This window comes from Nostoc sp. (assembly GCF_036916985.1).
In the GTDB taxonomy this organism is placed as follows: domain Bacteria; phylum Cyanobacteriota; class Cyanobacteriia; order Cyanobacteriales; family Nostocaceae; genus Nostoc.
This window is the reverse complement of the sequence record NZ_JBALFD010000016.1, coordinates 178,817-203,837: the sequence shown is the minus strand read 5'-3', so window position 1 is coordinate 203,837 and position 25,021 is coordinate 178,817. Positions and strand designations below refer to the sequence as shown.

25 protein-coding genes are annotated in these 25,021 nt (G+C 40.9%); 17 read left to right on the top strand and 8 right to left on the bottom strand.

The window, feature by feature from the left end:
* Positions 1-72 precede the first annotated feature (72 nt).
* Positions 73-843 (bottom strand): DUF4011 domain-containing protein, encoded by a 771-nt coding sequence (locus V7L07_RS06000; protein WP_335055926.1) that lies wholly within the window; start codon positions 841-843, stop codon positions 73-75.
* 239 nt (positions 844-1,082) lie between these two features.
* On the opposite strand from V7L07_RS06000, the gene V7L07_RS05995 reads away from it, so the two are divergent.
* The 11 genes from V7L07_RS05995 (at position 1,083) to V7L07_RS05945 (ending at position 12,329) form a co-directional block, all read left to right on the top strand.
* Positions 1,083-2,336: an exonuclease SbcCD subunit D gene (locus V7L07_RS05995; protein WP_335055924.1), complete on the top strand. Its 1,254-nt coding sequence runs from the start codon at positions 1,083-1,085 to the stop codon at positions 2,334-2,336.
* A gap of 266 nt (positions 2,337-2,602) precedes the next feature.
* Positions 2,603-3,187, top strand: a complete 585-nt coding sequence (locus V7L07_RS05990; protein WP_335055932.1) for a restriction endonuclease subunit R — start codon at positions 2,603-2,605, stop codon at positions 3,185-3,187.
* Between the two features lie 93 nt (positions 3,188-3,280).
* Complete coding sequence (locus V7L07_RS05985) at positions 3,281-3,382, top strand: type II toxin-antitoxin system HicB family antitoxin (RefSeq protein ID WP_335055922.1); 102 nt, start codon at positions 3,281-3,283, stop codon at positions 3,380-3,382.
* A 442-nt stretch (positions 3,383-3,824) separates the two neighbouring features.
* Positions 3,825-4,982 carry a sulfate ABC transporter substrate-binding protein gene (locus V7L07_RS05980; protein ID WP_335055920.1) on the top strand — a complete coding sequence of 386 codons (1,158 nt, stop codon included), beginning with the start codon at positions 3,825-3,827 and terminating at the stop codon, positions 4,980-4,982.
* Positions 4,983-5,070: 88 nt separating this feature from the next.
* Positions 5,071-6,072: a PstS family phosphate ABC transporter substrate-binding protein gene (locus V7L07_RS05975; protein ID WP_334847444.1), complete on the top strand. Its 1,002-nt coding sequence runs from the start codon at positions 5,071-5,073 to the stop codon at positions 6,070-6,072.
* Between the two features lie 49 nt (positions 6,073-6,121).
* Positions 6,122-7,063, top strand: coding sequence for a phosphate ABC transporter permease subunit PstC (gene pstC / locus V7L07_RS05970; protein WP_335055918.1), 942 nt, complete (start codon positions 6,122-6,124; stop codon positions 7,061-7,063).
* Between the two features lie 5 nt (positions 7,064-7,068).
* Complete coding sequence (gene pstA / locus V7L07_RS05965; protein WP_335055916.1) at positions 7,069-7,968, top strand: phosphate ABC transporter permease PstA; 900 nt, start codon at positions 7,069-7,071, stop codon at positions 7,966-7,968.
* Between the two features lie 53 nt (positions 7,969-8,021).
* Complete coding sequence (gene pstB, locus V7L07_RS05960; RefSeq protein ID WP_335055914.1) at positions 8,022-8,849, top strand: phosphate ABC transporter ATP-binding protein PstB; 828 nt, start codon at positions 8,022-8,024, stop codon at positions 8,847-8,849.
* Positions 8,850-9,109: 260 nt separating this feature from the next.
* The gene (locus V7L07_RS05955) at positions 9,110-9,334 is read left to right on the top strand and encodes a hypothetical protein (protein WP_335055912.1); all 225 of its coding nucleotides are present in this window, start codon (positions 9,110-9,112) and stop codon (positions 9,332-9,334) included.
* A 364-nt stretch (positions 9,335-9,698) separates the two neighbouring features.
* On the top strand, positions 9,699-10,124 hold the full coding sequence (locus V7L07_RS05950) for a hypothetical protein (protein WP_335055910.1): 426 nt from the start codon (positions 9,699-9,701) through the stop codon (positions 10,122-10,124).
* Between the two features lie 81 nt (positions 10,125-10,205).
* Complete coding sequence (locus tag V7L07_RS05945; RefSeq protein ID WP_335055908.1) at positions 10,206-12,329, top strand: single-stranded-DNA-specific exonuclease RecJ; 2,124 nt, start codon at positions 10,206-10,208, stop codon at positions 12,327-12,329.
* A gap of 177 nt (positions 12,330-12,506) precedes the next feature.
* Here the strand turns inward: V7L07_RS05945 and V7L07_RS05940 are convergent, their stop codons facing one another.
* From V7L07_RS05940 to V7L07_RS05930, 3 genes are all read right to left on the bottom strand, one after another.
* The gene (locus V7L07_RS05940) at positions 12,507-12,728 is read right to left on the bottom strand and encodes a hypothetical protein (RefSeq protein WP_335055906.1); all 222 of its coding nucleotides are present in this window, start codon (positions 12,726-12,728) and stop codon (positions 12,507-12,509) included.
* Complete coding sequence (locus V7L07_RS05935) at positions 12,728-13,018, bottom strand: hypothetical protein (protein WP_335055904.1); 291 nt, start codon at positions 13,016-13,018, stop codon at positions 12,728-12,730. Before V7L07_RS05935 ends, V7L07_RS05940 begins: the two co-directional genes overlap by 1 nt.
* Before the next feature lie 292 nt (positions 13,019-13,310).
* Entirely contained in the window at positions 13,311-13,589 is a 279-nt protein-coding gene (locus tag V7L07_RS05930) for a hypothetical protein (protein WP_335055902.1), read from the bottom strand.
* Positions 13,590-13,775: 186 nt separating this feature from the next.
* Between V7L07_RS05930 and V7L07_RS05925 the strand changes: the two genes are divergently transcribed.
* Both V7L07_RS05925 and V7L07_RS05920 read left to right on the top strand, forming a co-directional pair.
* The gene (locus V7L07_RS05925; RefSeq protein ID WP_292790834.1) at positions 13,776-14,012 is read left to right on the top strand and encodes a helix-turn-helix domain-containing protein; all 237 of its coding nucleotides are present in this window, start codon (positions 13,776-13,778) and stop codon (positions 14,010-14,012) included.
* Position 14,013: 1 nt separating this feature from the next.
* Complete coding sequence (locus V7L07_RS05920) at positions 14,014-15,222, top strand: RNA-guided endonuclease InsQ/TnpB family protein (protein WP_335055899.1); 1,209 nt, start codon at positions 14,014-14,016, stop codon at positions 15,220-15,222.
* Between the two features lie 92 nt (positions 15,223-15,314).
* Here V7L07_RS05920 and psb30 read toward each other — a convergent pair whose 3' ends face one another.
* Complete coding sequence (gene psb30, locus V7L07_RS05915) at positions 15,315-15,458, bottom strand: photosystem II reaction center protein Ycf12/Psb30 (RefSeq protein WP_069068686.1); 144 nt, start codon at positions 15,456-15,458, stop codon at positions 15,315-15,317.
* A gap of 223 nt (positions 15,459-15,681) precedes the next feature.
* Between psb30 and V7L07_RS05910 the strand changes: the two genes are divergently transcribed.
* The 3 genes from V7L07_RS05910 (at position 15,682) to V7L07_RS05900 (ending at position 17,031) form a co-directional block, all read left to right on the top strand.
* Positions 15,682-16,032, top strand: a complete 351-nt coding sequence (locus V7L07_RS05910) for a YkgJ family cysteine cluster protein (protein WP_335055897.1) — start codon at positions 15,682-15,684, stop codon at positions 16,030-16,032.
* A gap of 125 nt (positions 16,033-16,157) precedes the next feature.
* On the top strand, positions 16,158-16,586 hold the full coding sequence (locus tag V7L07_RS05905) for a TMEM165/GDT1 family protein (RefSeq protein WP_335055895.1): 429 nt from the start codon (positions 16,158-16,160) through the stop codon (positions 16,584-16,586).
* A gap of 142 nt (positions 16,587-16,728) precedes the next feature.
* Positions 16,729-17,031: a TMEM165/GDT1 family protein gene (locus tag V7L07_RS05900; RefSeq protein WP_335055893.1), complete on the top strand. Its 303-nt coding sequence runs from the start codon at positions 16,729-16,731 to the stop codon at positions 17,029-17,031.
* Positions 17,032-17,315: 284 nt separating this feature from the next.
* On the opposite strand, the gene V7L07_RS05895 is transcribed toward V7L07_RS05900, so the two are convergent.
* The gene (locus V7L07_RS05895) at positions 17,316-18,242 is read right to left on the bottom strand and encodes a cobalamin-binding protein (protein WP_335055891.1); all 927 of its coding nucleotides are present in this window, start codon (positions 18,240-18,242) and stop codon (positions 17,316-17,318) included.
* 532 nt (positions 18,243-18,774) lie between these two features.
* Between V7L07_RS05895 and V7L07_RS05890 the strand changes: the two genes are divergently transcribed.
* Positions 18,775-20,550, top strand: coding sequence for a sensor histidine kinase (locus tag V7L07_RS05890; RefSeq protein ID WP_335055889.1), 1,776 nt, complete (start codon positions 18,775-18,777; stop codon positions 20,548-20,550).
* Between the two features lie 257 nt (positions 20,551-20,807).
* Here V7L07_RS05890 and V7L07_RS05885 read toward each other — a convergent pair whose 3' ends face one another.
* Both V7L07_RS05885 and pruA read right to left on the bottom strand, forming a co-directional pair.
* Positions 20,808-21,254, bottom strand: coding sequence for a GNAT family N-acetyltransferase (locus V7L07_RS05885; RefSeq protein ID WP_335055887.1), 447 nt, complete (start codon positions 21,252-21,254; stop codon positions 20,808-20,810).
* A gap of 265 nt (positions 21,255-21,519) precedes the next feature.
* Positions 21,520-24,492 (bottom strand): L-glutamate gamma-semialdehyde dehydrogenase, encoded by a 2,973-nt coding sequence (pruA, locus tag V7L07_RS05880; protein ID WP_335055885.1) that lies wholly within the window; start codon positions 24,490-24,492, stop codon positions 21,520-21,522.
* Between the last annotated feature and the right edge of the window lie 529 nt (positions 24,493-25,021).

Genomic DNA, 25,021 nt, shown 5'->3' with positions numbered 1-25,021 from the left:
TGTTTTCCATCATAAATTTCAATTGATGATGTATCAAAAAATGTCTTATATCAAGCGATGTGAATTGATTTTTTATTGTTTGTGAGAAATTTGCGTTTTAATATCACTACAATTTTTTTGTGCTTCTTGTAGAGCAAGCCCTTGCAGAACCGGATGATTGGCGATGAGTTCCTGATTTTGTTCCAGATCCTTAATCATCGCTGTTTTAATAGAGTCAAATAAAGTAATATAAGCAGTCTCTTCTAGTTGCCAATCCTGCTTTTCGCCTATAGCAGTACGCACTGCATTTATAAATTCTTCATAGCCCAAATTTTGAAGTATTTCAGTTTCAGGCAACGTGATATTAAATTCGTCACGTAACTTGTTTACTAAAAGAAAATTAATGGAAATATCCTCATCAGTAGAGCATAGTGTATATTCTGGTGGCTTTTTACCTTTCTTTTGTAATTCCACTGGAATGAGCAACAGAGGAGATACTAACTTATCCTTCTCCTTTTTTTCTTGAGGCTTTGCAGTATCAAACCAGGTCAAAGTACCAAGGACTAGGAACAGGCTAATGAAACCCTTTTCTTTTATTGTTTTTTTTGCTTCTGTACCCAGTTTATCTAGAAGCTTGATGAGATCAGCTTCAGTTTGGTTAGTTATCAACTCCTTAAAGGAAATTGATTCAGATTCATATCCAGTGAGCTTGTCAAATAAGATTAAAGATGGTGTAATAACCTCAATTTTTGGCTTTTTGCTCTTTCGGAAGTCAAGTAGCGGGTTACTGTTACTTGAACCAGCAAGTTTATCTCTCCAATCATTGATTTTTTGCTGAATTACAGGATTTATGCCGTTACTCATTGACTTCCGATTACTAGCAGTTAATCAAAACAAACCTTTTTTCTGATACTTAATATTTTAAGTAAAATTCCTTAGAAAATGAATAATTTTGTACAAACTTCATAAATTATTGCAATAAAATATACAAAAGCATCAATAAACACGCATAGATATGGTCAGTAATTGGTAAGTTTGAGACATTTAGATAGTTCTCAATAGCTATTTGTCATTAATATGTAGACAAAGAACAAAGGACAAATATGATTAAAATCCTCCATCTCTCTGACATCCACATGGGAAGCGGTTTTTCCCACGGACGAATTAATCCTTCGACGGGATTAAACACACGGTTGGAGGATTTTGTCAATACTCTATCTATATGTATTGACCGAGCGCTGACAGATGCCGTCGATATGGTTATATTTGGTGGGGATGCTTTCCCGGATGCGACACCACCGCCTTATGTACAACAAGCTTTTGCTAGCCAGTTTCGCCGTCTCATGGATGCCAATATTCCAACAGTGCTGTTGGTAGGCAACCACGACCAACATTCTCAAGGACAGGGAGGGGCGAGTTTAAATATTTACCGCACTTTGGGAGTGCCAGGGTTTGTAGTTGGTGATACATTAACTACGCACTGTATCGAAACCCGTAATGGCAAAGTGCAAGTAATCACCCTGCCTTGGCTGACTCGTTCGACTTTGATGACTCGCCAAGAGACTGAAGGTTCGTCTTTAGCAGAAGTCAACGAACTGTTAACGGAACGTCTGCGAGTTGTAATGGAAGGGGAAATCCGCCGTCTTGACCCCAATGTGCCTACTATTCTTTTGGCTCACTTGATGGCTGACAATGCAACCTTGGGCGCAGAACGCTTTTTGGCAGTAGGTAAAGGCTTTACTCTCCCCTTATCTTTGTTGACGCGACCGTGTTTTGATTATGTAGCATTAGGACACGTCCATCGCCATCAAAATCTGAATAAATCTAACAACCCGCCGGTGATTTATCCAGGGAGTATTGAGCGGGTGGATTTTAGTGAAGAAAAAGAAGACAAAGGCTATGTAATGCTGGAACTGGAGCGGGGAAGCGCTGAGTGGGAATTTTGCCCCTTAACAGTTCGGACTTTCCAAACCATTGAGGTGGATATCTCGAAAGCAGATGATCCACAAGCGGTGTTAATGAAAGCGATCGCAAAGTATGATATTGAAGATGCTGTAGTCCGACTAATTTACAAACTCCGCTCTGAACAGATGGATTTAATTGACAGTTCCTCTCTACATACTGCTTTAAGTCCTGCTCATACCTACACCATTCAAGCAGAATTAGTCAGTCAATTAGCCAGACCCCGGATTCCTGAATTGAGTGCGAGTAGCAGCATCGACCCAATGGAAGCGTTGAAAACTTACTTAAATAATCGCGAAGACCTCAAAGATATCGCAACCTCAATGATGGATGCAGCGCAGAAGTTGCTAGCAGATGATGTGGAAGTTTGGCTGGAAGCAGCAACTAATGAGTAGGATAAAATAATTTGTAATTAACAATTATTATGAAATAACAAACCGCAGAGGCGCGGAGGGCACGGAGAAATTAGAGTTTTAGAGGTATTTTGTATAAGCCCTATTTTCCACTCTCCAAAATCTATGAAGCAAACAATCCAAGCAAAGGTCATCGACTTACGCTATTTAATTGCAGGACTTACGCAAAATTATGGGAAAACGAACCGCAAAGGACGCGAAGGACACGAAGGGAAGAGGGTTTCAGAGAGTTCTTGCGTAAGTCCTAAATTGATAACTTTGGTATTCAGTTAGTTTTAGATGACTCATTTTTTTACGAGTGGCAAGAAGATTTACCAGAAATAAATGATTTAGATAAACAACTTTTAGATAAGGTAAAAATAGGTTATTTTAATCTTCTTAATTATCCGCCTTTATTAGAAGATATAGTTAGAATGGCAGTTGTAGACCCATTACTTTTTATTGGGGATTTTTATCTAGCCCCGTTTTATGTAAAATCAGAAGAATCCATAGATATTGCTGTGCCAGATGAAGATGTAATCATCAAAGGTAGAATAGATACCTTAGTTTTGAAAGAGCAATTCTGGGTGATGATTATTGAGTCTAAAATAGCCTCGTTTTCAGTGGAACAAGGACTCGCACAAATTCTTGCTTATCTGTTAGGAAATTCATATACTGATAAACCCAGCTTTGGTATGATTGCCACAGGAAGCGAGTTTATTTTTGTCAAATTACTGAACGGAAATTCACCGCACTATGCTTTATCAAAGGGTTTTCTGATGCGAAACCCTGGAAATGAGTTGTACGAGGTGCTACGTATATTGAAACGCCTGACTCAGTTGGTGAGTACTTAAATTTTATTGCCTGATTATATATTCTCACAAGAGGCGCGATCGCTCTTTCAATAATGAGAGAATATACCATCTATAAATTTAGGGAAGTTCATCATGAAGCGAGAATTTAATGTAATTCTCGAACGAGATGCAGATGGCTACTTTGTTGCTTCCGTTCCAAATCTTCCTAGTGTCATACGCAAGCTAAAACTTTAGATGATTTAGTGGAACGCATTAGACATCTCCGAAAATGAATGTAGAGACGTAGCACTGCTACGTCTCTACAAGGGTTCTGGATAACGCATATTTAATTTCTGGAGATGTCTATTAGAGAAGCGATTGAACTTTGTCTAGAATTTGACGAAGAACAGCAGGATTAACTCGACTTTGTTGGTATTCAACGAGTCGCAGTTGAGATATGAGTCAATTCCTAAGTGTCAAAATAAAATTGAGTCTTCACTATTTTTTTGTATTACTAATCACATATTTTTAGCATATATTATGTATGCAATTAGATTTATTTGCTACTTGTGATCGGAAATTACTCATTGAGTAAAAAAATTAATCCAGATGATAGATAAATATTATTCTATATACCCTATAATTCTCATAATCACGGTATCCATGTAGAAATACCGTAGATTTAGGGGTAATTCCAATGAGCAAGTCGCAACAACCAACACAATTAGGTAAATTCCTGAGTGAAGGGATACAAGCTTATGTCATGAAAGCTTTGCAGAGTATACAACTCCGGTATCAACACGCAATTAAAAGTTGGTTGAATGGACGCAGTGTACAAAGCTTTGTGAGTCTGTTTTTAACAAGTATTTTTTTGAGTATAGCAGTTGCCTCCTGTTCTGGAAGCAGTTCAGCTAGTAAAAATGATGTTAAGTTAAAACTCGTATCTTTCTCTGTCACCAAAGCCGCTCATGACCAAATAATTCCCAAGTTTATCGAAAAGTGGAAGCAGGAACACAACCAAAATGTCACGTTTGAGCAAAGTTATGGTGGTTCTGGCGCTCAAGCGGCTGCTGTGATTGACGGTTCGCAAGAAGCAGATATAGTACATTTGGCGCTTCCCCTTGATGTCAGCAAAATTCAGCAAGCAGGTTTAATTAAATCAGGTTGGGAAACCAAAGCACCGAGAAGTGGTATTGTGAGTAGATCGGTTGCTGCGATCGTTACTCGCGAAGGCAACCCGAAAGGCATTCAGACTTGGGCAGACTTGGCAAAAGATGGCGTGAAAGTGATTGCCGCTAACCCAAAAACTTCTGGTATTGCTATCTGGGAATTCTTGGCTTTCTGGGGTTCGGTAACTCTAACAGGTGGTGATGAAGCGACAGCGCTAGATTATGTCACCAAAGTTTATAAAAATACCCCGACTCTAACAAAAGATGCCCGTGAGGCTAGCGATTTATTCTTCCAAAAAGGTGAGGGAGATGTCTTAATCAACTACGAAAATGAGGTGATTTTGGCGGGGAAAAATGGGACTAAATTACCTTATGTTGTACCTCAAGTCAATATTTCCATTGACAATCCTGTAGCGATAGTTGATAAAAACGTTGATAAACACAGTACAAGAGAAGTTGCACAAGCATTTGTTGATTTTCTTTACTCCACAGAAGCTCAACGGGAATTTGCCAAATTACAATATCGTCCTGTTAACCCCACCGTTACCCAAGAAGTAGCATCACAATATCCGCCAATTAAAACTTTATTCACATCTCAAGATTTAGGTGGTTGGGATATTATTCAGAGCAAGTTTTTTGGAGATGGGGCAATATTTGACAAAATTCAAGCTGCGAACAAAGCATGATAAAAGATGTATCATTCTGCATTCTCTACATTTTGCAGTTAGCCAAGCATTAAGTAATTCTCAGTCACTTTATCTCAATTGATAATTTATGAGCTTTTGTAACCGATTTCAAAATAGCTTTTTCTTAACATCTTTAATGCTTATTGCCAGCAGTATTACTGCTTGTAACAGCGGACAAGAATTGAAAAGTCAAGTAAGCATTGATGGTGCTGCTGTAGGTTTTCCTGTTTCTTTAGCAGTTGCAGAAGAATACGGCAAAGGCAAACCTGAAGCTAAAGTTAGTGTTGCCTCAAGTGGTACTGGAGGTGGTTTTAGTAAATTTTGTAATGGCGATATTGATATAGCTGGTGCTTCTCGTACCATTCGAGATGAAGAAATCAAAAAATGTAAAAGTAAGAATATTGAATTTGTCGAGTTACCTGTAGCTTTAGATGGTATCGCCGTAATTGCTAACCGTAAAAATAACTTCGCCAAATGTCTAACTATTAAAGAACTGGGCAAAATTTGGGGTGCAAAATCAGATGGTAAAATCTTGACTTGGAATCAAGTTAATCCCAAATTCCCTAACGAAAAGCTGAAGCTGTATGCTCCTGCTTCTGATACTGGAACCTTTGATTATATGACTCAAGCTGTTACTGGTAAAGCTAAGAATGGCCGTACAGATTACACCCCTAGTCACAATCAAAATCTCCTAGTACAAGGTGTTTCAGGTGATGTCTCAGCCTTGGGTTATGTTGGGATATCTTACTATATTCAAAACCAAGATAAACTCAATTTAGTTGCTGTAGAAAGTCCTACAGGAAAGTGTGAAAAGCCAGTTCCTGTAGATAATGTCATCAAAAATATCTACACACCTTTGTCTCGTCCTCTATTTCTCTATGTCAGTAAAAAATCCTTAGATACCAAGCCAGCAGTTAAAGAATTTGTAGATTTTTATCTAGAAAATTCTTGGAAATGGGTAGATAGTGTTGGTTATGTGGCACTACCTGATGAAGCTTATGTCAAGGTAAAACAAAAATTTGCTACTGGTGAAACAGGGACAAAATTCAAAAAAGCAAAACCTGGTGAACCAATCACAAACTTTATTTAAATAAAGTTCCAGTCATTGTAGTCTGAATGTAGTTAAAAAATAACTGTTTATGCAAAATCTCAATTCTCAAAACGATCCTTATCTACTTTCCAGACAATCATTGGATAAAAATCCATCTGAAGATATCTCTGAAAAGATTGTTGGGGTAATTTTATTTGCTTGTGCTTTAGTTTCGGTTTTGACGACTTTTGGAATTGTCCTAATTATCTTTCAAGAGACATTTGGTTTTTTCCAAGAAGTTTCATTTGCTCAATTCTTTCTTGATACTAAATGGACGCCTTTATTTGCGGATAGACATTTTGGCGTTTGGCCTTTGATTAATGGCACTTTCTTAACGACAGCTATTGCGATGGCCGTTGCTATTCCTTTGGGGTTATCTTCTGCCATTTATTTAAGTGAGTACGCTCAACCAAAAGTTGCAGCAGTTTTACGTCCAGCAGTGGAACTTTTAGCGGGAATACCAACAGTAGTGTATGGTTACTTTGCGCTATTGTTTGTCACACCATTGCTACGAAATTTTATCCCTGTGGAAATATTCAACGCCTTGAGTGCAGGGTTAATGATGGGAGTAATGATTACTCCTACTGTTGGTTCTATCAGCTTAGATGCTATTAAAGCAGTTCCACGCTCTTTACGAGAAGGCTCTTATGCTTTAGGTATTACGAAACTGGAAACCATTTTTAAAGTAGTTCTACCAGCCGCACTTTCTGGAATCATTGCCTCAATTATATTGGGTATTTCTCGCGCTGTGGGCGAAACAATGACTGTTCTCATCGCCGCCGGACTACAGCCAAAGCTGACTGTTAATTTTGCGGAATCAATAGAAACAATGACAGCTTACATGGCACAAATTTCTGGAGGAGATAGTCCGCGTGGTAGTCTCAATTTCAAAACCTTATATGCTGTAGGTGCTGTTCTGTTTATAATCACTCTAGCTTTGAATATTGTTAGTTACTGGGTTGCAAATCGCTTTAAAGAAAAATACGAGTAATAAGCATGGCTACAAGTTATCAACCAAATAGTTCTCTAGATTCTACGACAGAATTTACCGATAATGTTGAAAGTAGAGAGACATTAGGAAAAGTATTTGAAGTAATTTTTTTGTTAGGATTACTGATTGGTTTATTTGTCCTAGCATTGCTACTTTTTGATATTTTTAAAGACGGATTAGGGAGATTTTTATCACCTGGCTTTCTAACCGAAACTCCTTCTCGTTTTGCTGACCAAGGTGGGATTCGGCCTGCAATTATCAGCAGCGTTCTTTTGGGAACTGTTGTGATTTTGGTTACTGTTCCTATTGGTGTCGGAGCAGCTTTATATCTAGAAGAGTATGCACCTAAAGCTTGGTGGACAGCGATTATTGAGATTAATATCAGTAATCTAGCAGGTGTACCTTCTATTGTTTATGGATTGCTGGGTTTAGGAGTTTTCAATTATTTACTTGGGTTTGGCCCCGCTTTGATTTCTGGTGCATTGACTTTATCTTTGCTGTCTTTACCAGTAATTATTGTCACCTCTAGAGAAGCAATTCGCGCTGTCCCAGATTCTTTGAGAAATGCTTCTTATGGATTAGGTGTTACCAAATGGCGAACTATCAGCAGTCACGTCATACCTTATGCTATTCCTGGGATTTTGACAGGAGTGATTATCTCTGTATCTCGTGCCATTGGTGATGCAGCCTCTTTAATTGTTGTCGGTGCTGTGGGTTTTCTCACTTTTGACCCTGGTTTGTTCCAGAGATTTATGGCATTACCCATTCAAATTTACAGTTACATCACTCGTCCTGAACCGGGTTTTGCTGGTGCAGCAGCAGCAACAATTATTGCATTGTTGCTCTTGATTTTAGCTTTAAATGGTGTTGCAATTTATATCCGGCAACGCTTCTCAATTCGTTAGGTAATTAAATATCTAATTTAGATACATTCACAGATTATTTGGAGAACAACCACATGACTTATAGCAATAATAAAAGTCAATCAGATAGTGCCACAATTGAACAAGGTAGTAGCGTCTTTAATGTCGAAGGTGTGAAGGTCTTCTATGGAGGATTTTTGGCACTTCTAGATGTTTATCTAAAGATTCCTGATAAACAAATTATTGCTTTTATTGGGCCTTCAGGATGTGGTAAAAGTACCTTACTGCGTTGCTTCAACCGCATGAATGATTTAATTCCTGGTGCTAAGGTTGAAGGTAGACTAAATTATCGCGATCGCAATATTTACGATCCGAAGATAAATTCTGTAAAATTGCGTCGCCAAGTCGGAATGGTTTTTCAAAGGCCGAATCCTTTCCCCAAGTCAATCTACGAAAATATTTCCTTTGGGCCGCGTGCTAATGGTTATAAAGGTAACGTTGATGAATTGGTGGAAGATTCTCTCAGACGCGCTGCTATCTGGGATGAAGTGAAAGACAAACTCAAAGAGAAGGGAACTGCATTATCTGGCGGACAACAACAACGGCTTTGCATTGCCCGTGCGATCGCCATGAAGCCAGATGTATTATTGATGGATGAACCATGTTCTGCTCTCGACCCGATTTCTAGCCGCCAAGTAGAAGAACTCTGCTTAGAACTCAAGGAGCAATACACCATTATTATGGTAACACACAATATGCAGCAAGCTTCTAGAGTCGCAGATTTCACCGCTTTCTTCAACACAGAAATTGACGAGTATGGCAAACGTCGCGGCAAATTAGTCGAGTTTAATCCGACAGCCCAAATGTTTAGTTCTCCTCAAACCAAAGAAGCTGAGGATTATATCAGTGGACGTTTCGGTTAAGAAGACATCACAAGAAGGGAAAAGGAAAAAGCTAAGTTCAGTTGTGAGCTACCATTATTCATTTGCTCTTTAACCTTTTCCCTTTCATCTAAATCTAGTCAACCCAATGTCTCCTTCAAAAATACTTCTATCTACTGAAATTTATACCTTGAAATAAATCCCCCAACTTTTGCAGTTTGTTTTTTCGTATAAATTTCCCCCCAACTAAAAGCTGAGACTAGATAATATATATACATATAACCATAAATAAAAGGCGTACAGTGGAAATTCAAGAATTAAAAGCATTGATTAAAGAAACTATGCGTGAAGTTCTGCAAGAAGAAAGACTTCGACTCTGCCAAATTCTTATTCCTTACATAAGTGATGATGAGCAAAGCGAACTTGAAGCCGAATTTGGTGTACCTTCAGATGATACTGAGGATGAAGTAATTGATCTGACCGATTGGGTAAGATATGGCAATAAAGTTTTGCAAAAAAGCGATTAAATTTTTATAAAAAGCAAGTCCTGAAGATGTCGAAAATATTCGGGAGCAAATAAAGCGAATTGTTATTGCTGTCGAAGACCAAGGCATTATCCCGTTTACAGAATTAGATATCAAAAAGATGAAAGGTGATTGGGAGGGATTTTACACACTACGTATAGGTAAAAACAGAATTCTTTTTACAGTTGATATTGATTCGAGAGACATCGAAATTTACGCCATTGATGCGAGAGGAGATGTTTATAACAAATAATTCGTAATTAGTAATTTAATAACTGGGAATTACCAAAGTAATTCTGGAAAATATACTGAGGCTTGATGTACTAAATAAAGGTACTATTTGTATTTAGTACTTATACTGTGTATTATGTTTAAGCCTCTGTCATTTGCTTTAGTTGCAGCTACCATTCTAGTTGCATCAATCAATAATCCCAGTGCTACCCTAGCTCGAACTTGTGCCTCTAAGTGTGGGTCGCACCCAATTCAGTTTACACCTGGGCAATACATCCGAGTTGAAGTTATAAATAGCACACCTAACCTGATTAAAGTTCAAAAACCTTCTGGGACTGATGCAATATCCTTGAGTCCAGGACAGAAATTAAATCTAGAACAAATAGAGGGTACTGAACCAAATACATCTCTGATATTTTGGAGCGAAAAGGGTTTATCACTACAAGCAATCGTCTCCAAACCTAACTTTGGCACGTTGCGGCTCGAACTCCATCCGACCTGGCGCTCTCCAGGCGATCGCTCTTTGTATATTATGGATGATGGTAGGATAAACGTGTTATAGATCGCAAATAGTGTTATTAGTTATGAGTTAAGAAACAACTTTCAATTCAAGACTCATAACTGAAAACTCGTAACTTGTATTGTGCTAGACCGACCTGTATCTGAAGTATCAAAGCCTCGCCGACGCTTACCCGATCAGCGCTGGCAGATTTATCCACAAAAACCAGAAATTGCCCAAAATCTGGCAGCTTCGACAAATATTTCACCCATTGTCAGCCAGTTGTTGATTAATCGGGGTATGGAAACACCAGAACAGGTACAAGCATTTTTAGAGCCAGAGTCTTTAGTTTTGCCTTCGCCGTTAGAAGATTTCCCAGATTTGGCGATTAGTTTGGAGTTGTTGGAAAATGCGATCGCCTCTCAAACAAAAATTGCGATTTGTGGTGATTATGATGCTGATGGGATGACCAGCACTGCTCTACTTTTGCGTAGTCTCCGCACTTTAGGCGCACAAGTAGATTATGCTATCCCCAGCCGGATGCACGAAGGCTACGGTATTAATAAACGCATAGTTGAGGAATTTCACAGCGAAGGCGTGGGGCTAATTCTCACTGTAGATAATGGTATCTCTGCGTTTGAACCAGTTGCGAGAGCTAGAGAACTTGGTCTTGCAGTAATTATCACCGATCATCATGATATCCCGCAAAAATTACCGCCAGCTAACGCTATCCTCAACCCCAAACTAATAGCTGAATCCTCACCTTATCGGAGTGTTGCTGGTGTTGGTGTAGCTTACATTTTGGCAGTTTCTCTAGCACAACAGCTAGGGCAAACTAAGGGCTTAATTCAGCCGATGCTAGCGTTGTTTACACTGGGAACGATCGCAGATTTAGCCCCCTTAACTGGCGTAAATCGCCGTTGGGTGAAACGTGGTTTACAGCATTTACCCAAATCCCACTTACCTGGCATACAGGCCTTGATTCAGGTAGGTGGAGTGCAGGCTAGGGGAGATGAGAAAGCAGGGGAAGCAGGGGAACAGGGGAACAGGGGAGTAGAGGAGAAAATTCCCAATCCAAAATCCAAAATCCAAAATCCAAAATCCCTCAAGCCTGAAGATATCGGGTTTCGTCTGGGGCCGCGAATTAATGCTATTGGTCGGATTGGTAATCCCCAGACTGTGATTGAATTGCTGACTACAGATGATATGGGGGTGGCGCTGGAAAGAGCAATGCAGTGCGAACAAGTCAACGCCTCTCGCCAGGAGATGTGTCAGCAAATTGAACAAGAAGCGATCGCTTATGTAGAGGCAGAATTTGTTGCATCTCTACAACAAGATCGTGTATTAATTGTTGTTCAACCTAATTGGCATCACGGCGTTATTGGCATCGTCGCCTCCCGCTTGGTGGAACGCTATGGTGTTCCCGTGTTCATCGGTACTTATGAAAATAAGGGACATATACGCGGTTCAGCACGTTCAATTCCAGAGTTTCATGTGTTTGAAGCTTTGGAATATTGTCACGATTTACTAGGCAAATTTGGTGGACACAAAGCAGCCGGGGGATTCTCTCTACCAGCAGAGAATTTACAGATGTTGCGATCGCGTTTGATTGAGTTTGCTAACCAGTGTCTTGAACCCCAGCATCTTAAGCCTCTGCTCAAAATTGATGCTGAAGTCAACCTCAATCATCTCAATCAGCAGCTTTATCAACAGCTTAATGCTCTACACCCCTGCGGTATGGACAACCCCGATCCAGTTTTCTGGACACCTAATGTCCAAGTGGTTGAGCAAAAAATCGTCGGCAAGGGTCACATCAAATTGACAATTGCCCAAACTATCGATAATCAGGAGTATACAATCAAAGCGATCGCCTGGCGTTGGGGCGACTATTTCCGCCTACCATCGCGAGTGGATATCGCTTACAAACTGCGAGAAAATTACTTTAACGGCAACACCACCATTGAACTAGAGTTAATCGGTGTCAGGTTGCCAATTCAGCTTCAACAATTTTTTGCTTCGCCACCTATTCAGTCAAGCACCAACTTTGAATACAATCAGCGACAGTATACTTGTGGTTTCTATAAAAACGGTATTGAAGCAGAATTAAGAATTAAAAATTCTGAAGGCAAAGTATTAGCCATGCAGCCAGGACATATAATTGGTTTGCTAGGAACTAATCGGCAAAACGCCAAAGAAGTTGATATCTCTCAACCACAGTATGACAATATTATCCAAGCTGCCCTTCAGGCGTTATCAGTTAGGAGTTAGGAGTTAGCAAATAGCAGTTGTTATATTAACTTATCACTTGTGACTGTGACACTGCGAGTGCTGATTTATGAGTTACGAGTATGAGTTGAGCTATTTCCGACAGCAGCCCCACGCCGTCCCGAAGGGCGGCGATGGGAAGAATGGCGGGGCGGTGACGAACACACACCCGAATCAATGTCAGCCGCTAGGCTGGCGGGGTGAGTGGGGTGGGTGAGGAATCGCCAGTTCGTCAAGCCTTGGCTGCTCACTTGCCCAGTTAGCAATAGCGTGTAACAAGTCTTCAAAGCTATAACCTTCGGAGAGTAAGACAAGCATGAATTCGTGAAAAAACTCTGTTAACCCATCACGGCGAGAATCTTGCAAGCCGTGGCGAATTCCAGCAAGTGATTCTAAATCCATTATTCGCCCTCCAATTGTTCAGTAAGTGCCGTTATTCTGGTCTGATGAAGGTCTATTAATTCTTGAATTTCCTTGTGTGACTCTTGTGTTTTAGGTTCAATTTGGCTCTCTTTATAAATGTCAACCTCATCATAATAATCATCCAGCAACACGGTGTAACTCCAGCCAATTCCTAGTTCATAAGCCCTGCGTGTACCAGGGGGATGATATTCTAATCCTGTGATTTCACCTTGCTTTACCCGTTGACCAAAGTGGTATTTGGGCGGTGTCCAACTGTTAGGAATTTTCATTTACTATCCTCTGTTTTACTCAATGACAATGAAGCTTTTATTAAAAAGCAAACCGCGTCTGTAGAATCGGTATTCATGTAGGCGTAGTTTGTTAGCCCGTCTACAATTTCATTCAGTGCAAAGCCTTGGATTTCTAGAGACGAAACAAATTGATTTACAAGGTCACGCACGTAATTTTCTCTGCACTCCTTCAGGGATATTTCAAGAGCAACTGATAGTTCCATAGTTTTTAACGACTACAAAGCAGGAAAGAGACGCATTATTGCGTCTCTGGATGATGGGAAAATTTGATTTATGCTGTAAGAATGGCGTTTATCGCTTGTCCGTCAGTTGCCCACGATGCGCGTTGTGTGGTGCAGCAGGGTTGGGATATCCAGAAGCCATCTAAGCTTTGGTAGAAAGTGCCGAGTAGGTTAATACCCTTTTCTCCACCCCAAACACGGTAGAGTGTGCCAAATACATCATCAGTAGAATCAATTTCGTAGTATGCGGCTGACTCTGATTGCTCGGTGATGTGAAGGTTTAACTGGAATTGTGCTACAGCTTGGATTTCAACCGTTGCTAATGTCATAATAGAATTCTCCATGAATTACGTGGATAGAGAGGCGCTTCAGTTTTGCAAGACCAGGGCGCTTTCTCTATATCTATATTATCGCCGTTTCGACTAGATTGCAACCTATAAAGCAATAATATTGACGTATCGGTGGTAAAGGGTTAATATAAGCATAGATTCCACTCGTTAAGAGGTAACTTAAAGATGCAGTACATTGCATTTTTAGAAATGACAGTCAAGTGGAACCTGGCTTATCTGATGCTTGAACGTGATATCAAAACTGGGGAACTTGCAGAAATTACAGGGCTTCACCCAAGCACAATTTCAAAGCTAAAGGCATACCGAGAAATGCCCAAAAGATTAGACAGGGACACTCTAAATTTGTTGTGCAAAGCTCTAAGCTGCACTCCTGGTGATTTGTTGAAATACGAGCCAGATTAAAATGCGCCTAGCCTACCAGTACCGTCTACGACCGACATCGCAACAGATAGCCACCTTTGAAAGCTGGTTAGAACTGTGTCGCCGTCAATATAACTACAGGTTGGCGGAACGGTTTAGCTGGTGGGAGAATAATCGCTGTGACGTTGACCGTTGCTCTATTATTTCTTGCGGTATTGCACCACTAAAAGACAAACCTGACTACTATAGTCAGAAGCGGGATTTAACCAATAGTAAAGCCTTATTTCCTGAATACAAAGAACTGCCTTCACACACGCTACAGGACGTAATTGCACGGATTGAAAAGACATTTGATAGGTGGCTGAAAGGTGATAGCAACGGGAAAAAATCAGGTCGTCCGCGATTTAAAGGTAAAGGGCGCTATCATTCATTGGCGTTTCCCGACCCTATCAAACCAGAACACCTCAAGGGTAAGTTTATTCAGTTGCCCAAAATTGGCAAAGTCAAGATGATTTTGCATCGTCCAATCCCGGACGGCTTTAAAATCAAAACTGCCACGATTACCCGTAAAGCTGACGGTTATTACATCAGTCTTAGCTTGGAAGATGTAACTGTGCCTAGCATCAATTCCGATGTCATCCCCACACCAGACAATACTGTGGGCGTTGATATGGGATTAAAAGCATTCTTGGTAACGAGTGACAACCAAGAAATAGAAATCCCCCAACACTACCGTAAAAGCGAGAAGAAGCTGAAGCGGTTACAGCGTCATTTATCCCGAAAACACAAGGGGTCAAATCGTCGCAAGAAGGCTATTAAACGTGTTGCCAAGACTCATTTAAAAGTTGCCAATCAGCGTAAAGATTTTCACTATAAAACCGCAATATGGTTATTAAATCAATCTCAGGTTGTTGCACATGAAAATCTAAATATCAAGGGGCTAGCAAAGTCTATGCTAGCCAAGTCCATTACCGATGCCGGCTGGGGTCAATTTCTGCAAATTCTAAATACCAAGGCTGCAAGTGCTGGGTGTTTGGTGATTGCTGTAAATCCCAATGGCACATCACAAGAATGTTCTGATTGTGGCGCGACAGTTCCAAAAACATTGGCCGATAGGTGGCACAACTGCTTATGTGGTGCTAGTTACTGCCGTGATCATAATGCCGCGCGAAATATAAAACATAGGGCGGCGGGGCATCCCGTCCTTTTTAAAGCTAGGGAAATGTCCAACCCGTTGGGGGGAGTCACCTAGAAGCCCCCGCCGTCCCGGAGGGCGGCGCGGGGAGTATGTCACAAGAAAATTTAACTCCTCACTCCTAACTCAGCACTCACTACTCAGCACTCTTATAGGTTGCCGTTGCGAAATGCCAGCACAAAGATCACTGCTGGGCCAGCAATCACAATTAGCGCCACAGATAGCAATTGGAAGATAACTTCCCAATTAATACTGGTAAAAGCGTTAAACAAGTCAGACACAGCATCAAACATTTTTCTTTTCTCCTGTCAATTGCCTTAAAAAATTCAATAACTTAATTACAAAACCCGCAATCGATCATATCTGGCTATGGGTTGTTAGATTTAATTTACTTAACAAAATTATAAGAAAAGACATAAAAACGTAAAATAGGGGATTGGGCATCGGGCATTGGGAATTATGTATAAGTTATTCTCTCCTTGTCCCCAGTCCCCAGTCCCCAATCCCCAATCCAAAATGTCAACTTGGCAATGTGTAAAGCAATGTGGAGCCTGCTGTAATCTTGATCCAGCAGATCGTCCAGACTTAGAAGAGTATCTCTCACCACCAGAACTAGAACTCTACCTCAGCATGGTAGGCGAAGGGGGATGGTGCATTAATTTCGACCATACCACACGAGAATGTCGCATCTATTCAAGTCGTCCTCGGTTCTGTCGTGTGGAATCAGAAGTGTTTCAAGATATGTACGGGGTTGAACCAGAAGAAGTCAACGATTTTGCTATTGACTGCTGTCGCCAGCAAATAGAAGGAGTATACGGCGATCGCAGTCTGGAAATACTACGCTTTAATCAAGCTGTTGGGCTGTAAGCAGTATGCAAGGAAGCAAAGACACCCGATAATTTTTGTCTCTATCTGTGAAGTTGCAATTTATTACAGCAATCTGAGAATATGATAGAAATATGAAAGCACCCTAGCAACCAAAACTACTACTTGTGAAACTTGACTCTGCACCTTTGGGCATTTCTGGCATATCTCAGACTGAGGTTGAGCTAGAACTAAAAGACAGCAATGATTTTAACTTAACTCCTGCGATCGCTCCATCAGTTGATCCTGTAGTTGCCGATAGTCCTCAAAAGCAGCAATCAGCACTGGTAGTTTTTGGTACAACTTTTGTCACTATTTTTCTAGCAGAAATTGGAGATAAAACTCAACTATCCACTCTGTTAATGAGTGCAGAATCTCATTCGCCGTGGGTGGTATTTATCGGTTCGGCGGCGGCGCTGATCAGCACCAGCTTATTAGGTGTGCTTTTAGGTAGTTGGATAGCCAGCCGACTCAGCCCAAAAACTGTAGAAAAATCAGCAGGCGTAATGTTGTTGGTAATTTCCTTAATGCTGTTTTGGGATGTATTCCAAGGTTAGTTAGAAGTTAAAAGTTAGAAGTTAGAAGTTAGGAGTTAGTAGTTATTAGTTATTTTCCTGATCTCCCCCTGACGAGAAGCTACACCTACCATCTCTCCCAGTCTTTTTTTGAATTTTGAATTGATTTCTCCCCATTAATTATATGGATTGGCATCTTTTAGGACTGAGCTTTATTACGGTTTTTTTATCAGAATTGGGTGACAAAAGTCAGCTAGCAGCGATCGCACTTTCAGGGCGTTGTAATTCTCCACGTGCAGTATTTTTTGGTGCAGCAGGCGCATTGCTGTTGACAAGCTTATTGGGATCGTTAGCAGGGGGTGCAGTAGCCGAATTATTACCTACACGCGTCCTAAAAGCGATCGCGGCTGTAGGATTTGCCATCCTTGCTGCACGCCTGCTGTTATTTAACAATGAACCATCGGTAGATTCTGAACAAACACCCTAAAGAAGAATTCAGAATTCAGAATCAATACGGTTGGGTTAAAGGCGACTAGCAACAATTTTGGGTTTTCGAGACGCGATAAATCGCCGTCTCTACTGAAGTAGACTGGAGATTTTTGGCGATATTTAGTCATCTTCAGATGACTTTAGCTATTATACGGGAATTTCAATTCCCGGCGGACAAGCGGTTTCGCGTTAAGTTGACACGTATGAGCAGTGCTACGTCTCTACATTCTTTTTCGGATATGTCTAATTCTGACTCCTGACTCCTGAATTCTGAATTCTTCCTCACAAAGTTTCCCAAGCAGTTCCTTTGTAGCCGTATTGAAAAATTTCTGGATGCAAAATTTCTGCCAAAATTTCTAGAGAATCTACCAGTCGTGGCCCTGGGCGATTGAAGTAAGAATTGCCATCAGTGATATAGACCCTACCAGCTTCAGTCGCGTGTAGTTTTCCCCACTCTGGGCGTTGAGTTAACAACTGGGCTTCTTGGCGAGTGCGATTTAAATCAAAGCCACAAGGCATAAAAACAATTACATCTGGATTTGTTGTTAATAGAGTTTCCCACGGCAAGACAGGAGAAGGCTGACCTGTAGCGCAAAATAAAGACTGTCCTCCTGCTAAGTTAACTAATTCAGGAATCCAATTTGCAGCGATCATCAAAGGATCAGTCCACTCGATACAGGCGACAGTAGGGAGTTCATGTAAAGAAAGTCCTTGAATTCTGTGGTGACAAATTTTGACGCGGGCTTCTAAATTTTCTAAGACTTTTACCGAGTCTACGCCAAAGATGTTGCCGACTCGTTCAATATCAGTCCAAACATCCTGGAGAATATTGGGTTGTAAAGAAATAATCTGAGGTTTACTGTCAACGAGTGTGGCAACTGCCTTTTCAACTTCGTGTAAGCTGACAGCACAAACATCGCACTGGTCTTGAGTGAGAATGTGGGTAGGCTGCAACTGCTCTAAAACATCTGTTTTGATTTCATAGATACTAAGAGCCGATTGCAATAATTTGTTCACTTCATCGTTAATCTGGCTGCTGGAGGCATTGGAGTTTAAACGTGCTTGGGTACAGATGGGGCGATTGTGGATTTCTGGAGGGTAATCGCATTCGTGCGATCGCCCCACAATCGCATTAACTAACCCTAGTGCTGCTAAAGTCTCTGTTCCACCGGGAATCAGGGAAACAATTCTCACATCATTATCCGTCATCGCTCCACCTCCATAAAAGCTGCCGTTACCCTTGATTTTGACAAAATTTGAGTCATTAGGTATCTTTCTCTAGGAGAATCAAGGGTATTTTAGTAGTCAGCACTAAGCAATAACTTTAACTGGGTATTGCAGACTGGAGACTGAAGATTAGGGATTAAATATTAAGAATTAAGTATCAAATATTAAGGATTAAGAAAGATTTTTCCAGTTCCCAGTCCTCAAAACTAAGTTCAAAACATTATACTAATTAACAGTATCTTCATTGGATAGTGGAATTACTTGATAGTAGAATTACTTGATACTTAAGATCATTGTAATGCTAATTATCCCCTGGCAAAAATTACTGGTATGAAGTAACAGAATTAATCAGCAAAATCTAGCTTAGAATCCGTTAGCCAGAATCATAAAATTTGATTAGAAAATTATACTTTCCGGTTATGAAAAACCATATCAAGTAGTTGTAGTTATACAAAGACAGTTTTACTTTTTGCGTAAAACTGCAAGGCAACATTATTTCTTCTTGAGGCAACTAATGCAAGTGGTGTCAGCTAGAGATATTACAGAGTACAACCAGACCCAAGAGGCTTTAAAAATCAAAGAGCATAGTCGGCGAAAACAAAGCCAGACGTTGGTACAACTAGCAAGAAGCAAGACATTTCAGCAAGGTAATCTCAATGCCGTGTTGAGAGAAATCACAGAAACTACTGCTGGGACGCTCTTAGTCGAGCGAGTTGGCGTATGGTTGTATAATGAAGAACGTTCTAAAATCGAGTGTATTGATTTGTATGATGTGAGGACTAAAGAGCATACCTCTGGTAACTCGCTTTTAAAAACAAATTATCCAGTTTATTTCCAGGCTTTAGAAGAGGAACGTACCATTGCCGCAGATGATGCCATAAACGATTTCAGAACTCAAGAATTATCTAAGTCTTATCTTTCAGTGATGGGCATTACATCGCTACTAGATGCACCAATTTGGCTAGAGGGTCATTTGATAGGCGTAGTGTGTCATGAACACATAGGTAAGGGTCGCCAATGGACTTTGGAAGAAGAGACTTTTGCCGGCTCGATTGCAGATTTTGTGACGCTGGCGATAGAAGCAAGCGAACGAAATGTCGTACAAGAAGCGCTGCGACAAAGTGAGGCGCAATTTAGGGCGATTTTTGAGCGTTCCTCTATTGGCATTGGACTTATAGACATGAAAGCGCAGATAGTCGATGCTAATGTAGCATTGTGTGAGATTTTAGGATACAGCCGAGAAGAGCTATACGGCAAGACCTTTACCGATTACATTTCCACAGAAAGGGGGGATTTAAAACTTTACAAACAACTAATGTCAGGAATTCGCACAGATTTAAAGAGAAGTTCGAGAGACGGCTTTCAAGCCTCGAAACATCAGGAACAGCTTGTCCAAAGACATCGCATTGAGATGGAAAGACGCTGCTTGCATCAAAATGGTAACTTAGTTTGGACTCATATCTCTGTTTCTGTTATACCAGGCAGCAATGGTGAACCCGAATTTTTTTTAGCGATGATTGAGGATATTACTGAACGTAAGCAAATTGAGTTGAAACTACGTGCCTCTCAAGAAGCAGCAGAAGCCGCCAGTCGGGCAAAAAGTGAATTTTTAGCAACCATGAGCCATGAGTTGCGGACGCCTCTGAATGCGATTATGGGTTTGTCGCAGTTGCTACAACAAGAAATAGTTGGCTCTCTCAATGAAAAGCAGAATGAATATGTAACTTCCATATATAGTAGTGGCGAACATCTGCTAGCACTGATTAACGATATTCTCGATTTATCTAAGGTAGAAGCAGGTAAAGAGGAACTGTTGCTGTCACCTTTGCCAGTGTCCGATTTATGTAATTATGCCATTTGGACAGTGCGCGATCGCGCCTTAGAAAAGGGATTGCAACTTACCTGTAAAATTGACCTAGAAGAGGATATTTGCATTGCTGATGAACGGCGTATCAAGCAAATGCTACTCAACCTGCTCACCAATGCCATTAAATTCACCCCAGCCGGGCAGGTATCACTGCTAGTCAAAAAAGTACCACAAGGGATAACGTTTACAATTTCAGATACGGGAATTGGTATAGACTCAAGTCAGTTTAAATTTCTATTTGAACCGTTTAAACAACTTGATAGTCGGTTAAATCGGCAGTATGAAGGCACTGGTTTAGGTTTAGCATTAACACGCAAATTAGCACGTTTGCATGGTGGAGATGTTACCGTGACATCAACTCTAGGAAAGGGTAGTCAGTTCACTCTGTTTCTACCAAATTCAGCGCATCTGGGAGATGAGTGAGATGGGGAAGCAAATTTTATCTTGGTCATAAAAATACATTTTTTCATGACCGAATAGGAACGTGGATTAAATAAAATGCAAAACTTCATCCTGTCTTTAGCTTCCCTCTCCTTTATAAGGCAATACACTTGGCTTTGTGAAAAATTGTAGGTTGAGTGAGGCAAAGCGCAACCCAACAAAGCCCTAGAAATATTGGGTTTCGTTCTTCAACTCAACCTACACAATTTAAGGATTTTGTAAAAAAATACAATACATTGTCACTTAGAATCTGAGAAAATTTTCCTCATTGCGATATGGGGAATACTAGCTTCTTCAAATATTTCTCCTTCTTCGACAAAATCCAATTTTTTGTATAAATCTTTTATATATTCTTGAGCATGAACCATTACTTCTGGAATATTTTTGTTAGCTACCACTTGTAGAGCATTTTCCATAATTTTTTTACCAATACCCTGCCCTCTAGCTGTCGATAAAACAGCAAGCCTTTCTATTTTGGCAGTTTTTTCATCCAAATATCTGATTCTGGTAGTACCCACAAGTTCACCATTTAAATAAGCAATTAGATGAGTAGATATTTCATCTTTGCCATCGAATTCTAAAGCGGGATCTACACCTTGTTCTTCTTGAAAAACTGATTTTCTAATTGCTTGAATTGCCGAAAAATCTTGAGGAAATTCAGCAACTTTTATAACTAAATTACTCATTGTTCTCTGTATCTGTGGAGTTCATATATACAATAGACATCTGGTGAAATTGTCTGTCAAATTCATTTTGACGGTTAGAGAGATGCGATGAATCTAGAGAGACGCGATAAATCGCCGTCTCTACAGGGAATTTGATCGACTACTACCTACTGATCTGTCCTAAAAGTTTTGAGAGGTTAGTGGTGTTCAGATCCCCGACTTCTTTAAAAAGTCGGGGATCTAGTAGCCCCTCAAAATCAATGGGACAAACCACTACTTTTATCGTTCACTCTGCACCTTCAATTGGTGCAAAACCTTGGCGCTGAATATTTTCTGTAACTGCGCGTGGTTCCAAAAATTGCAGCAGATAATCAGGGCCGCCTGCTTTAGAACCTACTCCAGAAAGTTTGAATCCACCAAAGGGTTGCCGTCCAACGATCGCTCCGGTAATATTGCGGTTGATGTACAAATTACCGACTTCAAACTCTTCCTGCGCCTGCTGAATGTGCGAAGGTGTTCGAGAATAAAGTCCGCCAGTTAAGGCGTAGTTTGTCCCGTTGGCGACTGCTAACGCTTCTGGGAAATCTTTCACCCGAATTACCGCCAGCACTGGGCCAAAAATTTCTTGTTGGGAAATTACCGCATTTGGCGATACTTCACTAAAGATGACTGGCCCGATAAAATATCCTTGTTGGGGTGATGGTAATTCCAAAGCTAGTTGTGCTTCTGCCTTACCCTTCTCAATATACTCGCGGATGCGATCGCGGGCATTAGCATCAATTACTGGCCCAACTTGGGTACTCGGTAACTCTGCTTCCCCAATATTTAAGGATTTTGTCGCTTCCACCAATCGTTGTACAAAGGCATCATAAATTGGTTGCAACACAATCACCCTGGAAGCAGCAGAACATTTTTGTCCACTGTAACCAAATGCCGATTGCACTACCCCGACAACAGCTTGGTCTAAATCAGCACTTTCATCGACAATAATGGCATTCTTGCCGCCCATTTCCGCAATCACCCGCTTCATGTGCTTTTGTCCGGGTTTTAGTGTTGCCGCCTCTGCATAAATTCTACAGCCGACTTCTTGGGAACCCGTAAAAGCAATCACATGAGTATCTGGATGATTTACCAAATAAGCGCCAACTTGAGAACCCTTACCAGGTACGTATTGGAATACACCTTTAGGAAAACCAGCTTCGATCAAGATTTCTGTGAGTTTCGCTGTAATTACAGAAGATGTTTCAGCAGGTTTGAGGAGAGTGCAATTGCCTGAAACCAAAGCGGCAACAGTCATCCCACAAGCGATCGCTAGCGGAAAATTCCAAGGAGAAATCACTACAGCAATACCGCGTGGTTGGTAGATATAATGATTAGTTTCACCAGGTATGTCGTAATTCACACCTTTATCTAAACGTTCTATCTCATCAGCGTAGTACCGACAGAAGTCTATCGCTTCCGAAACCTCTCCATCAGCTTCCTTAACTGGTTTACCAACTTCCAAAACTATCCAAGCTGAAAGTTCGGCGCGGCGTTCTTCCAGCAAATCACCCGCTTTCCGCAAAATATCAGCGCGTTGTTTGGCTGGTGTTTTCTTCCACCCAGGAAACGCCGCTTTCGCAGCTTGTATCGCCTGTTCCGCTTGTTCAACGCTAATCAACCCAACTTTACCAATTACCTCACTGAAATTAGAAGGATTGAGAGAATCAACAAATTCCGGTGTATTGACATACTCGCCATTAATTAGAGGTAAATAAGTTTTACCCAGCTGTTGACGAACGTTTTGGAAAGCTTGCGCCGTCTTTGTTCTCACCTCTTCTTCAGCGTAATCAGTATCAGCCGCACCGAGGAAATGAGAGTTAGGAGTTAAAGAGTTTTTTTCTTCTTTGACAATTGGCGGCGCTAATAACTCTTCAATTGGTCGATTTTCGAGATTTTGCCGTAAAAAAGAACTATTAGCGGTATTTTCTAACAACCGCCGAATTAAATACGCCATTCCAGGTAATAATTCACCATAGGGACAGTAAACTCTTACCCGATAACCCCTGTCAACCAACGCCTTGGCAACTTTATCACCCATACCGTACAGGACTTGTAATTCAAAGCGACGGCGAGGGACATTTAAACTTTCAGCAATGGCAATGGCGCGAGAGTGCGATCGCACGTTATGGCTACCAATAGCAGAATAGACATATTGATGATTTTCTAACAACAGCTGAGTGATAGTTTCAAAGTTAGCATCAGTTGCCGCTTTATCGTTGTAAACTGGCTGTTTCCAATGCTTTTGGGCTGCTTTGATGGTTTCTTGATCCCAATATGCGCCTTTCACCAAACGGATTGTTAGGGGATAACCGCGCTGTTTCAACCAAGAAATTACGTCTTTGACATCTTGCTCGCTATCACGCAGATATGCTTGAATCGTAATGCCAATATCTGTACGTTGCCGAAATTCTTCTTCGAGTAACAGTTTTTTCAGGATGCTGAGAGTTATATCCTTATAGGCATACTGTTCCATATCAAAATGCACAGCTGCGCCCAACTCTTTAGCACGACGTAAGAGAGTACGAATGCGATCACTAACTCGCTCCTCACTACCTGTAGCATCTAATGGGTCAAATTGGGAATAAAACGCTGTTAATTTAACAGAAACCTGAACTTTTGGGATTGCTTCGCCATCAGCCTCATCAATAGCCGGGATAGCTGACCAATTCTTTGATGCTTCCACCAATTGTTGCATTAATTCTAGATAGCGTTCTAGATAAGACTGCGCTTCCGCTTCGGTAATCACCGCTTCACCAAGTAAGTCGATGGTGAAAGCCATTTTCTCTTTTCGCAGTCGTTCAACTGTTTTGATGACTTGTTTAATATTTTCCCCAGAAATATATTTATGGGCGAGAGTCTCAACCGCTGTCCCAACGGTTGTAGCAGCAACTTGTCCTGGTACAGAGTCGGGATTAGCAAAGTTCAGCATCCCCTTCAAAGCTGCTGGTAATTCTACAGATTCATCGCCGAGATATTCTTGTAAATGTGAGGCAATTTCTGATTTACTGTGTAAAGCAGGTAGTGTATCTATAAAGCGAAATAGTTGCACCCGCAAGCCAGGATTACTCATCGCCCAAGCTAATAATTTATCATCCCAGCGCATTTGATCCCGCAGGGAAGAAAAAAACGAACGATTTTCCTGGGTTGCTGCGAGAAGTTGTTTAGCAATTTCTTGGGTTTTAGCTTCGTAGGTGCTTGTTTGTACTTGTAATACCACTGATAATAAACTCCGTTAATCAAGGCAAGGCTTTTTGTATAAAGCCTGTGTCTTCTATTTTGACGCTTTCATTTCGCAGTCACCATATTTAACGTGAGTTCAACGAACCTCTCCCTGCCTTGAACTAAAGTTCAAGTCTGTCCCTCTCCGACTCGGAGAGGGACGGTTTTGCGTAGTAAAACCAGGGAAAGGTTTTTTGATTCAGCAAATTCGGTAGATATTATATGAGTAATCGAATTCACGTCATATTTTAGTAGGGAGTGGGGAATTAAATTCAAAATTCAAAATGACGCCCGCAGACTCGCTCTAAGCGTTCGCGCAGCGTCTCGTAGAGAAGCCATGCCGTTCGCGTTAGCGTCTCTGAAAGAGAAGGCTTTACGCTGCGCTAACAAAATTCAAAATTAAAGAATTTCTGCCCCCTGCCCCCTGCCTTCTCTTTCCCAATGCCCAATTCAATAACAAATGTTATCCTTTTGTTGATCTATTTCTAATTTGATAGACAGATGTTGCAACACAAGAGATTAGCTCA